Origin of the sequence: Streptomyces sp. NPDC038707 (assembly GCF_040636485.1) — a bacterium.
Classification (GTDB): domain Bacteria; phylum Actinomycetota; class Actinomycetes; order Streptomycetales; family Streptomycetaceae; genus Streptomyces.
The window spans coordinates 182,821-193,942 of record NZ_JBEZUP010000008.1 but is presented as its reverse complement, the minus strand read 5'-3'; the positions used below and the strand labels follow the sequence as shown (position 1 = coordinate 193,942).

Here is an 11,122-nt window from a genome sequence, read left to right as displayed (position 1 = left end):
CGACGATGAGCGAGGCGCAGGACCACGAGCAGGGCGTGGGGGCCGGGCCCGCCCTACCGCAGACCCGCACCGCACGGCACCGCCGGATCGTGGACATCCTCAACCGGCAGCCGGTGCGGTCGCAGAGCCAGCTGGCGAAGCTGCTCGCCGACGACGGGCTGAACGTCACGCAGGCGACGCTCAGCCGGGACCTGGACGAGCTGAACGCGGTCAAGATCCGCAACACCGACGGCGACCTGATCTACGCGGTGCCGAGCGAGGGCGGGTTCCGTACGCCGCGGGCCCCGCTGGGGGAGTCGGCGAAGGAGGAGCGGATGCGGCGGCTCTCCCAGGAGCTGCTGATCTCCGCGGAGGCCTCGGCGAACCTCGTGGTCCTGCGCACGCCGCCCGGCGCCGCGCAGTTCCTCGCCTCCGCCATCGACCAGGCGGAACTCCACGACATCCTGGGAACGATCGCCGGCGACGACACGTTGCTGCTGATCAGCCGGGATCCCGGCGGGGGCCAGGCACTGGCGGACCATTTGCTGCGGCTGGCCCAGAACGGCCACTGAAGGGGGCGGCGCGTCCTCCCTGCCGGGCGCGGGCCCACGGCGGCCGGTCGCGCGGTTCCCCGCGCTTATGGGGTAGTTGCGGTGTCGTCTGTTGCGACGGCAGGTGTGCTGCGGTGGCCTGGAGCGGGTTGCCGGGTGCGGGTCCGCGGCGGCCGGTCGCGCGGTTCCCCCGCGCCCCTGGGGAGGTTGCGGCGTCGTCTGCTGCGGTGGCCCGGAGCGGATTGCCGGGTGTGGGTCCGTGGTGGCTGGTTGCGCCGTTTCCCCGCGCTTCTGGGGTAGTTGCGGTGTCGTCTGTTGCGGCGGCAGGTGTGCTGCGGTGGCCCGGAGCGGGTTGCCGGGTGCGGGTCCGCGGCGGCCGGTCGCGCGGTTCCCCGCGCCCCCTCTCGGGTGCCTGGGGGTGTCTCAGTAGCGGGTGACCGCGGTGGGTCCGGCCGTGGTTCCCACCGCGATGTGCGGCGCGCGTCCGGGTGCCGCCCAGCGCAGGATCCGCTCCATCGCGTCCTTGGGCACCGACACACAACCGGACGTCGCCCCCCGCCCGTTGACGTGCAGGAAGATGCCGGCGCCGCGACCGTGCACGGGCCGGTCGTAGTTGAAGCCGATGACCAGGGCGCGGGCGTACTGCTCCCCGAAGTCGGCCAGGTGCTCGGACTCGGCGGCCCGGCAGTCGGCGGGCAGCGGGTCGGCCCAGCGGTTGTAGGAGCGGGAGCCGTTGTCCTGGCACCACCAGGAACTGTCCTTGACGGCCCGGTACTCGACGCTCGTCCCGGCCGGTGCCGGCTCGGTCCCGAAGCCGAAGGGGAGGTCGTACAGGCCGGTCGGGGTCGTGCCGGTGCCCTGTACCCGGGTGCCGCCCTCCACCAGCCCGCCCGCTCCGAAGCGGGCCGGCGCGGATCCGGCCAGGGTCCACCGGCCCTCCCTGAGGTCCCACCAGCCGACCGTGCCCTCGGTGGCGCCGGTGTCCGGAGCCTCGGCGACGATCAGCTGGCTGCCGCCGCCGGTGTCCGCCATCCGGGCCGGCAGCGGTGCCGGGTCCCGGCCGGGCGCGGCGCCGAGCAGGGCGAGACAGAGGACGGGGACGAGGGCGAGGACCACACCGGGGCGCATGGCTCAGACGCTAGACGGCGGCAGCGGCAACGGCAGCCCGGGCAGTCCGTCCAGGCTGGTCGCGATGTGCTCCTTCTTGGTGAAGTACGCGCTCAGCGAGGCGTCGTCCTCGCGGGCGAAGCGCCTGGCGTGCAGATCGCGGTCCTCCTCGTACGCCATGAAGGGGACGGCGTAGCCGCAGGAGTCGCGGACCAGGTCGGCGCGCACCACGATGACGGCGCGCAGCCCGTGCGCGCCGGGGTCGATGTCCGGGAAGCGGGCGATGAGCTCCGGGAAGCGCGGGTCGTCGCGGAAGACGGGCTCGCCCCGGCCGTGCACGCGCACGATGTTGGGCGGGCCCTGGAAGGCGCACCACATCAGCGTGATCCGGGCGTTCTCCCGCAGGTGGGCGATGGTCTCGGCGGTGGACCCGGCGAAGTCCAGGTACGCCACGGTGAGTTCGTCCAGCACCGCGAAGGAGCCCTTGAGGCCCTTGGGGGAGAGGTTGACCGTGCCGTCGCCGGAGAGCGGGGCGGTCGCGGTGAAGAAGAGGGGCTGTTCCTCGATGAAGGAGCGCAGCCTGCCGTCTATGCGGTCATAGGTCTTTCCCATGTCCAAGGATTATCGGCCAAACTCTTTCGCTTGTCTAAGTATTTCTCACTCGTGAGGCTGATTGACGAATCATGCAGAGCCCTGCATACTCATGCATGTCAGCGAATGCACTGTGAGGAGAAACCCGTGACCGAGCGCGTCGTACTCGCCTACTCAGGCGGTCTGGACACCTCCGTCGCCATCGGCTGGATCGCCGAGGAGACGGGCGCCGAGGTCATCGCCGTTGCGGTCGACGTCGGCCAGGGCGGCGAGGACCTGGACGTCATCCGCAAGCGCGCCCTCGCGTGCGGTGCCGTCGAGGCCGAGGTCGCGGACGCCAAGGACGAGTTCGCCGACGAGTACTGCCTTCCGGCGATCAAGGCCAACGCCCTGTACATGGACCGCTACCCGCTGGTCTCCGCCCTGTCCCGGCCGACCATCGTCAAGCACCTGGTCGCCGCCGCCAAGAAGCACGGCGCCACCACGGTCGCCCACGGCTGCACCGGCAAGGGCAACGACCAGGTCCGCTTCGAGGCCGGCATCGTCGCCCTCGCCCCCGACCTGAAGTGCATCGCCCCGGTGCGCGACTACGCGATGACCCGGGACAAGGCGATCGCCTTCTGCGAGGCCAAGCAGCTCCCGATCGCCACCACCAAGAAGTCCCCGTACTCCATCGACCAGAACGTCTTCGGACGCGCCGTCGAGACGGGCTTCCTGGAGGACATCTGGAACGCCCCGATCGAGGACATCTACGAGTACACCTCGAACCCGGCCACCCCCCGCGAGGCCGACGAGGTGGTCATCACCTTCAAGGAGGGCGTCCCGGTCGCCATCGACGGCAAGCCCGTCACCGTCCTCCAGGCCATCCAGCAGCTCAACGAGCGCGCCGGCGCCCAGGGCATCGGCCGGATCGACATGGTCGAGGACCGCCTGGTCGGCATCAAGTCCCGCGAGGTGTACGAGGCGCCGGGCGCGATCGCCCTGATCACCGCCCACCAGGAGCTGGAGAACGTCACCGTCGAGCGCGAACTGGCCCGCTACAAGCGCCAGGTCGAGCAGCGCTGGGGCGAACTGGTCTACGACGGCCAGTGGTTCTCCCCGCTCAAGCGCGCCCTGGACGGCTTCATCAACGAGGCCAACCAGCACGTCTCCGGCGACATCCGGATGACCCTGCACGGCGGTCGCGCGGTCGTCACCGGCCGGCGCTCCGAGGAGTCGCTGTACGACTTCAACCTCGCCACCTACGACACGGGCGACACCTTCGACCAGTCGGCCGCCAAGGGCTTCATCGACATCTACAGCCTGTCGTCGAAGATCGCCGCGCGGCGTGATCTGGCAGGCGGAGCCTGACGCAGACCTGGCCCGGCACACGAGGGTCACCTCACCCGCACCGGCCTGACAGCCGCCTCCCCGCCCGGAAACGCGGGGAGGCGGTGGCACATCACGAGCTTCGAGGAGCAACGCAAGTGAGCAGCAACAGCGGTGACGTACGGCTCTGGGGCGGCCGTTTCGCCGACGGACCCGCCGAGGCCCTGGCGAAGCTGTCCGCGTCCGTCCACTTCGACTGGCGGCTCGCGCCCTACGACATCGCCGGCTCGCGGGCCCACGCCCGCGTGCTGCACCAGGCGGGGCTGCTCACCGAGGACGAGCTGACCCGGATGCTGGCCGGCCTCGACCGGCTGGAAGCGGACGTGGCGTCGGGCGCCTTCACCGGCACCATCGCCGACGAGGACGTGCACACCGCCCTGGAGCGCGGGCTGCTGGAGCGCCTCGGCCCGGACCTCGGCGGCAAGCTGCGCGCCGGCCGGTCCCGCAACGACCAGGTCGCCACCCTCTTCCGGATGTACCTGCGGGACCACGCCCGGATCATCGGCGGCCTGATCGCCGACCTCCAGGACGCCCTGATCGGCCTCGCCGAGGCCCACCCGGACGTGGCCATGCCCGGCCGCACCCACCTCCAGCACGCCCAGCCGGTGCTCTTCGCCCACCACGTCCTCGCCCACGTCCAGTCCCTGTCCCGGGACGCCGAGCGGCTGCGCCAGTGGGACGAGCGGACGGCCGTGTCGCCGTACGGCTCCGGCGCCCTGGCCGGCTCCTCCCTGGGCCTGGACCCGGAGGCGGTCGCCCGGGACCTCGGTTTCGAGCGCGGCAGCGCCGGCAACTCCATCGACGGCACCGCCTCCCGGGACTTCGTCGCGGAGTTCGCCTTCATCACCGCGATGATCGGCGTGAACCTCTCCCGGATCGCCGAGGAGATCATCATCTGGAACACGAAGGAGTTCTCCTTCGTGACCCTGCACGACGCCTTCTCCACCGGCTCGTCGATCATGCCGCAGAAGAAGAACCCGGACATCGCCGAGCTGGCCCGGGGCAAGTCCGGCCGCCTGATCGGCAACCTGACCGGTCTGCTGGCCACCCTCAAGGCGCTGCCCCTCGCCTACAACCGCGACCTCCAGGAGGACAAGGAGCCGGTCTTCGACTCCTGCGACCAGCTCGAGGTGCTGCTGCCCGCCTTCACCGGCATGATCGCCACGCTCACCGTGCACCGCGAGCGCATGGAGGAGCTGGCCCCGGCCGGCTTCTCGCTGGCCACCGACATCGCCGAGTGGCTGGTGCGGCAGGGCGTGCCGTTCCGGGTGGCGCACGAGGTCGCGGGGGAGTGCGTCAAGGCCGCCGAGGCCGAGGGCAAGGAGCTGGACGACCTCACGGACGAGCAGTTCGCGAAGATCTCCCCCCACCTCACCCCCGAGGTCCGCACGGTCCTCAACGTCCCCGGCGCCCTCGCCTCCCGCAACGCCCGCGGCGGCACGGCCCCGAGCGCGGTGGCGGTCCAGCTGGCAGAGGTGAAGGCGGACGTGGCGGAGCAGCACGCTTGGGCAACGGCTCGGCAGCAGGCCTGAGGGGCGGCGGGGCCGTGGCCGACACGCGGCCACCGCCGCGCGGGCGCGGGCAGCCACGGAGCACCCGCACCCGCGCCCGCCGACGCACCGCACGACCCGGGCACCGAGGCGAAGGTCATCAAGGGTTACGTTGGTCGGAGCCGTACCGGACCCGACCGAACGGACCCCGCGATGCCCTTCGCCCGGCTGGCGACAGCCACCACCCCCACCTGCCGCATCGGCCTCGGCCTCGCCGCGGTGGGCCGCCCCGGCTACATCAACCTGGACCGGGACAAGGACCTCGGCGAGGACCGCGGCGTCGGAGCGCTCCGCACCCGCACCCACGCACTCCTCGACGCCGCCTACGCCCAGGGCGTCCGTTACGTCGACGCCGCCCGCTCCTACGGCCGCTCCGAGGAGTTCCTCGCGGACTGGCTCCGGCGCAACCCCGGCGCCGACGACGTGGTCATCGGCAGCAAATGGGGCTACACCTACACCGCCGGCTGGTCGGCGCACGCCGGGACGCACGAGGTCAAGGACCACAGCCCGGCCGCCTACGACCGGCAGCGCGCCGAGACCGACGCCCTGCTCGGCGGCCGGCTCGACCTCTACCAGATCCACTCGGTGACCCCGGACAGCCCGGCCCTGACCGACCGGGACCTGCACGCCAGGCTGGCCGAGGCCGCCGCCCGGGGCCTCACCGTCGGCTTCTCCACCAGCGGCCCCGCCCAGGCCGACGCCATCCGCGCGGCCCTCGCCGTCACGGTCGGCGGCGAGCCCCTCTTCCGTACCGTCCAGTCGACGTACAACCTCCTGGAGACCTCGGCCGGCCCCGCCCTCGCCGAGGCCCACGACGCCGGGCTCACCGTGATCGTCAAGGAGGGCATGGCGAACGGCCGGCTGGCCGGTCCGCACGCCCCGGACGCCCTGAGGGCCGTGGCCGCCGCCACCGGACTCGGCTGCGACGCGGTCGCCCTCGGCTGGATCCTGCGCCGGCCCTGGGCGGGCGTGGTCCTCTCGGGCGCCGCGACCGTCCCGCAGCTCCTGTCCAACCTGCACGCCCCCGCCGTGGGCCTGGACACTGACCAGGCGGCCCGCCTGGCGGCGCTGCGAGAGGAGCCCGGCGCGTACTGGGAGCGGCGCCGGCGACTGCCCTGGCACTGACACACCCCGCGATACCCTGGGAAATGAGTCACGCACGCCCAGAATGAGACACTGACGTCTCATGTGGGCTACTCTTGTCGCATGGCCCTGGACCGTGACCACGTGCTGCGCAGCGCAGCCGCCCTGCTGACCCGCAAATCCACCGCGACCATGGACGAGGTCGCCAAGGCCGCCGGGATCAGCCGGGCCACGCTGCACCGCCACTTCGCCGGCCGCGACGCGCTCGTGCGGGCGCTGGAACAGCTCGGCATCGCCGAGTGCGAGGGCGCCCTGGAGCGCGCCCGGCCGGAAGAAGGCCCCGCGGCCGAGGCCGTCCGCCGGCTGGTCCGCGAGATCCAGCCGGCCGCCGGACTGCTCTCGTTCCTCTACGGCGAGAACCAGCTGTGGGAGGGCGAGGGCCTGAACGAGGGCTGGCAGCGCCTGGACGCCCGGATCGGCGCCCTGTTCCAGCGCGGTCAGCGCGCCGGCGAGTTCCGGATCGACCTCAGCCCGGTCTGGCTCACCGAGGCGCTGTACGGGCTGATCGCCTCGTGCGCCTGGGCCACCCTGGACGGCCGCGTGGCCGCCCGGGACTTCCCGACCATGATCGCCGAGCTGCTGCTCGGCGGCGCTCTGCGGAGAGAGGAACCATGACCAGCACCCTGCGGCCGGCCGACGCGACCGAGGCGGTGAAGCGCCCGGGCCGCTGGCTGGCGCTGTCCGTCCTCGTCCTGGCCGTGCTGCTGGTGGCCGTCGACGCCACCGTCCTCGGCCTGGCGACCCCCTACATCAGCGAAGACCTCCACCCCTCCGGCACCCAGTTGCTGTGGATCGGCGACGTCTACTCCTTCGTCATCGCCGGTCTGCTGGTCTCCATGGGCAGCCTCGGCGACCGCATCGGCCGCAAGCGGATCCTGCTCGTCGGCGCCACCGCGTTCGGCGCGCTGTCCGTGCTGAACGCCTACGCGACCTCGTCCGAGCTGATGATCCTGGCCCGGGCGCTGCTCGGCGTCGCGGGCGCGACCCTGATGCCGGCCACCCTGGCCCTGATCCGCAACATCTTCCACGACCCGCGCGAGCGCAGCCTGGCCGTCGGCATCTGGGGCGCCACCGCCTCCGCCGGCATGGCCGTCGGCCCGATCGCCGGCGGCTTCCTCCTGGAGCACTTCTGGTGGGGCTCGGTCTTCCTGATCAACCTGCCGGTGATGGCCGTCCTGGTGCTGGTCGGCATCCGTACCCTGCCCGAGTCCCGCAACCCCCGCCCGGGCCCGTGGGACCTGACCAGCGTGCTGCTGTCGCTGGTCGGCATGATCGGCCTCGTCTACGCGGTCAAGGAGGCGGCGGCGCACGGCTTCTCCTGGCCGGCCCTCGGCGCCGCTCTGCTGGGCGCGGCGGCGCTGTACGGCTTCGTCCGCCGTCAGCTGACCATGCCGGTGCCGCTGCTGGACATGCGCCTGTTCCGGCGGCGCGGCTTCAGCGGGGCGGTCCTCGCCGACCTGCTGACCGTCCTCGGCATGTCCGGGCTGGTGTTCTTCCTCTCCCAGTTCCTGCAGCTCGTGCAGGACCGGCACCCGTTCGAGGCGGGACTGGCCGAACTGCCCGCCGCCGTGGGCGCGGTGACGGCCGGTCTGGTCGCGGGCCGGGCCGCCCGGCGCTTCTCGGTGCGCGCGGTGGTCGCGGGCGGTCTGGCCGCGGTCGGTGTCGCCCTGGCGGTCCTGACCACGCTGGACCGGTCCGCCGGCTACCCGCTGCTCGGCGCCGCCCTGCTGGTGGTCGGCGTCGGCGCGGGCTTCTCCTTCACGGTGACCGCCGACGTCATCCTCTCCAGCGTCCCCAAGGACCAGGCGGGCGCGGCCTCGGCGGTCTCCGAGACGGCGTACGAACTCGGCGCGGCCCTCGGCATCGCCCTGCTCGGCTCCATCGTGACCGGCGTCTACCGCGACTTCACGGGCCCGGCCGGCACCCCGGCCGGGGCCCACGAGTCGCTGGGCGCGGCGGTGCAGGCCGCCGCGCACCTGCCCCCGCAGCAGGCCGGGGCACTGCTCGACGCGGCCCGCGCGTCCTTCGTCCACGGTCTGCACCTCGCCTCGGCGGCGGGCGCGGCGGTCCTGCTGGCGGCCTCGGCGGTGGCCTGGTTCCTGCTGAAGGGCCAGAAACTGGAGAGCGACCCGAGCTGAGCGGGTCCTCGGCTCACTTCTTGTAGCCGAGGACCGTCATCATCCCGCTCTCCGAGTGGTACTGGTTGTGGCAGTGCAGCATCCACAGCCCGGGATTGTCCGCGTCGAAGTCGAGCACCAGCTTCCGGTGCGGCAGCACCAGCGCGGTGTCCTTGCGCGCGCCGACGGAGTCGAGCCCGGTCACCGCGAAGGTGTGCCCGTGCAGATGCATGGGGTGCCACATGTCGGTGGCGTTGATGAGGGTGAGCCGCACCCGCTCCCCGGCGCGGACCGGGTGGCGTTGCTGCGGGGTGTAGGTCTTGTGGTCGAACCCCCAGTCGAACTTCGCCATCGTCCCGGTGATCCGGATGCGGACCTCGCGGTCGGGGTCCCGGTCGTCCAGGGCCACGGACTCGTGGGGCAGCAGCCGGCGCGCCGGGACGGTGTTGCCGTCGAGCTCGTGCGGGTGGACGTCCCCCGGGGGCAGGGACTTGCGCGTCTTGCCGGTGTGCAGGACCGCGAGGGCCCTGCCCTTCTTGCCCTCGGGGAGCGCGACCAGCGGGAACATGCCGTCCCGGGCGGTGATCAGCACGTCGTACCGCTCGGCCATCCCGACGAGGAGCGCGTCGGTCTCCTTGTGCCGCACCGGGTAGCCGTCGGTGTGGGTGACGGTCATCTTGTGGTCGCCCAGCGCCACCCGGAAGGCGGTCTCGGAGCCGGCGTTGATGATGCGCAGCCGCACCCGTTCGCCGGGGCGGCAGCGGAACACCGACGGGTGGGCGGGCAGCCGTCCGTTGACCAGGTAGCACGGGTAGGCGACGCTGCCGCCCTCCCCGTGGAGCATGCGGCTGCGCGAGTTGTGCAGCACCCGGTTCGGGCCGGTGGACTTCTTGGACGGCGCCGGATGCGCCTTCCCGGTGTGCCCCGAGCCCATGTCCATGCCGCCCATGTCCATGGCGCCGCCCGGCTTGAGCTGTTCCAGGACGTTGTCGGGGGTGGAACCCTCCACGCCGTCGAGCCAGTCGTCCAGGACCACGACCCACTCCTTGTCGTAGGAGAGGGGCTCCTTGGGATCCTCCACGACGAGCGGCGCGTACAGGGCCCGGTCGGGCTGCATCCCGACGTGGGAGTGCAGCAGATAGGTCCCCGGGTGAGCGGCGGTGAAGCGGTAGCGGAAGTCCGTCCCGGGGTGGATGGCGCGCTGGGTCAGGTCGGGGACGCCGTCCATGTCGCAGCGCAGCCGCACCCCGTGGGAGTGCAGGGTGGTGGTCGCGGGCAGCCGGTTGGCCAGCGTCAGGTCGAGCACGTCACCGGCGGTGATCCGCACCAGCGGGCCCGGCACCTCCTCGTTGTACGACCAGGTCCGGACGGAGCGCCCGCCGATGTCCAGCTCGGACTCCGCCGCCGTGAACCGCAGGACGCGTTCGCGGCCGGCCCCGCGTCTGCGCTCGGCGGCCAGGACCTCCGGGTCCGAGGGGTTGACGTACCCTCGGGGCCCGGCCGGGACGAACCTCTCCCCGCCGCCGGGGTGTTCGGGTCCGGAGCCGGACCCCGGACCGGAGCTGGTGCAGGCTGCCAGGAATCCCGCGCCGGCGGCGGCGAGGGGGGTGCGGAGCAGGGTACGCCGAGAAGGTGTGAACATGTCTAAATAAGACATGTTGGGTGGTCATATAGCCCGGTAATGCGGCCGAATGCCCGATGTGTCGGGGACAGATTCCACCGGCAGGCGGACGGGCGAGGGCGCCGCGCCCCTCGCCCGGGGTCTCAGGCGGCCTTCGCCTTCGTGGCGTACATGTCCACGTACTCCTGCCCGGACAGCCGCATCACCTCGGTCATCACCGAGTCCGTCACCGCCCGCAGGACGTACCGGTCACGGTCCATGCCGTCGTAGCGCGAGAACTCCATGGCCTCGCCGAACCGCACGGTGACCCGGCCCGGCCGCGGGAAGCCCTTGCCGCCCGGCTGGAGCTTGTCGGTGCCGATCATCGCGAACGGCACCACCGGCGCGCCGGTCATCAGCGTCAGCCGGGCGATGCCGGTACGGCCCCGGTACAGCCGGCCGTCGGGCGAGCGGGTGCCCTCCGGGTAGATCCCGAAGATCCGACCCTCCTCCAGGACGCGGCGCCCGGTCATCAGCGCGGCCACGCCGCCGTTCGCCCCGTCCCGGTCCACCGGGATCATGCCGACGCCGGTGAAGAACCAGGCCATCAGCCGTCCCTTGACGCCCTTTCCGGTGACGTACTCGTCCTTGCCGATGAAGTGCACCTGCCGCTTGGTGACCACCGGCAGCACGATCGAGTCGATGAAGGTGAGGTGATTACCGGCCAGAATCACCGGGCCGTCCCCCGGAATGTGCTCCGCGCCCTCCACCTGGGGGCGGAACATCAGGCGCATGATCGGTCCGAGCACTGCCTTGATGAGCGCGAAGCGGGACAACGGGTCCTCCGATGTCAAGGGGGGCGATATGAGTCTGTGCAGGTGAGGACATTACTCGCGGCGCACGTCCGCGCGCACATCGGGAACGCCCGCTTCGCCGAGGTCTTACGAACTGTTGACACGCGTTTACCTGCGGTGGCGCGGTCAGGACGACGTGTAACAGCCTTGTGCGCATGTGACGCACATCGCGCCGGCCGCCGGCCCCGCCCGCCGACGCCCCGTCACCCTCCGCCGCCCGCCGGACACCCGACGGCACCCCGGTGTTCGAACGAGAGCCTCC

The 11,122-nt window shown here is 72.2% G+C and carries 10 protein-coding genes; 6 read left to right on the top strand and 4 right to left on the bottom strand.

The annotated features are described in order from the left end of the window. The first annotated feature begins 5 nt into the window (after positions 1 to 5). Positions 6 to 551 (top strand): arginine repressor, encoded by a 546-nt coding sequence (locus AB0E62_RS14050; protein WP_362192104.1) that lies wholly within the window; start codon positions 6 to 8, stop codon positions 549 to 551. A 402-nt stretch (positions 552 to 953) separates the two neighbouring features. Here AB0E62_RS14050 and AB0E62_RS14045 read toward each other — a convergent pair whose 3' ends face one another. Both AB0E62_RS14045 and AB0E62_RS14040 read right to left on the bottom strand, forming a co-directional pair. Further along, the gene (locus tag AB0E62_RS14045) at positions 954 to 1,658 is read right to left on the bottom strand and encodes a L,D-transpeptidase family protein (protein ID WP_362192102.1); all 705 of its coding nucleotides are present in this window, start codon (positions 1,656 to 1,658) and stop codon (positions 954 to 956) included. Between the two features lie 3 nt (positions 1,659 to 1,661). Next, positions 1,662 to 2,249: a pyridoxamine 5'-phosphate oxidase family protein gene (locus AB0E62_RS14040; RefSeq protein WP_362192100.1), complete on the bottom strand. Its 588-nt coding sequence runs from the start codon at positions 2,247 to 2,249 to the stop codon at positions 1,662 to 1,664. A gap of 126 nt (positions 2,250 to 2,375) precedes the next feature. Between AB0E62_RS14040 and AB0E62_RS14035 the strand changes: the two genes are divergently transcribed. From AB0E62_RS14035 to AB0E62_RS14015, 5 genes are all read left to right on the top strand, one after another. After that, positions 2,376 to 3,578, top strand: a complete 1,203-nt coding sequence (locus tag AB0E62_RS14035; protein ID WP_362192098.1) for an argininosuccinate synthase — start codon at positions 2,376 to 2,378, stop codon at positions 3,576 to 3,578. Between the two features lie 116 nt (positions 3,579 to 3,694). Continuing rightward, positions 3,695 to 5,128 carry an argininosuccinate lyase gene (gene argH / locus AB0E62_RS14030; protein WP_362192097.1) on the top strand — a complete coding sequence of 478 codons (1,434 nt, stop codon included), beginning with the start codon at positions 3,695 to 3,697 and terminating at the stop codon, positions 5,126 to 5,128. Between the two features lie 171 nt (positions 5,129 to 5,299). Next, a complete protein-coding gene (locus tag AB0E62_RS14025; RefSeq protein WP_362192095.1) occupies positions 5,300 to 6,271 on the top strand; it encodes an aldo/keto reductase in 972 nt (323 codons plus the stop codon). Between the two features lie 81 nt (positions 6,272 to 6,352). Further along, entirely contained in the window at positions 6,353 to 6,904 is a 552-nt protein-coding gene (locus tag AB0E62_RS14020; protein ID WP_362192093.1) for a helix-turn-helix domain-containing protein, read from the top strand. Further along, positions 6,901 to 8,427 carry an MFS transporter gene (locus AB0E62_RS14015; RefSeq protein WP_362192091.1) on the top strand — a complete coding sequence of 509 codons (1,527 nt, stop codon included), beginning with the start codon at positions 6,901 to 6,903 and terminating at the stop codon, positions 8,425 to 8,427. Before AB0E62_RS14020 ends, AB0E62_RS14015 begins: the two co-directional genes overlap by 4 nt. 13 nt (positions 8,428 to 8,440) lie before the next feature. Here the strand turns inward: AB0E62_RS14015 and AB0E62_RS14010 are convergent, their stop codons facing one another. Together AB0E62_RS14010 and AB0E62_RS14005 are read right to left on the bottom strand one after the other, a co-directional pair. Further along, positions 8,441 to 10,048: a multicopper oxidase family protein gene (locus AB0E62_RS14010; RefSeq protein WP_362192089.1), complete on the bottom strand. Its 1,608-nt coding sequence runs from the start codon at positions 10,046 to 10,048 to the stop codon at positions 8,441 to 8,443. Positions 10,049 to 10,170: 122 nt separating this feature from the next. Next, positions 10,171 to 10,860 carry a lysophospholipid acyltransferase family protein gene (locus AB0E62_RS14005; RefSeq protein WP_362192087.1) on the bottom strand — a complete coding sequence of 230 codons (690 nt, stop codon included), beginning with the start codon at positions 10,858 to 10,860 and terminating at the stop codon, positions 10,171 to 10,173. Between the last annotated feature and the right edge of the window lie 262 nt (positions 10,861 to 11,122).

What these genes read in the sequence shown, in the direction of transcription:
- AB0E62_RS14050 (WP_362192104.1), top strand. Translation starts at nt 6, where the DNA reads ATGAGCGAGGCGCAGGACCACGAGCAGGGCGTGGGGGCCGGGCCCGCC.
- AB0E62_RS14045 (WP_362192102.1), bottom strand. Translation starts at nt 1,658, where the DNA reads ATGCGCCCCGGTGTGGTCCTCGCCCTCGTCCCCGTCCTCTGTCTCGCC.
- AB0E62_RS14040 (WP_362192100.1), bottom strand. Translation starts at nt 2,249, where the DNA reads ATGGGAAAGACCTATGACCGCATAGACGGCAGGCTGCGCTCCTTCATC.
- AB0E62_RS14025 (WP_362192095.1), top strand. Translation starts at nt 5,300, where the DNA reads ATGCCCTTCGCCCGGCTGGCGACAGCCACCACCCCCACCTGCCGCATC.
- AB0E62_RS14020 (WP_362192093.1), top strand. Translation starts at nt 6,353, where the DNA reads ATGGCCCTGGACCGTGACCACGTGCTGCGCAGCGCAGCCGCCCTGCTG.
- AB0E62_RS14015 (WP_362192091.1), top strand. Translation starts at nt 6,901, where the DNA reads ATGACCAGCACCCTGCGGCCGGCCGACGCGACCGAGGCGGTGAAGCGC.
- AB0E62_RS14010 (WP_362192089.1), bottom strand. Translation starts at nt 10,048, where the DNA reads ATGTTCACACCTTCTCGGCGTACCCTGCTCCGCACCCCCCTCGCCGCC.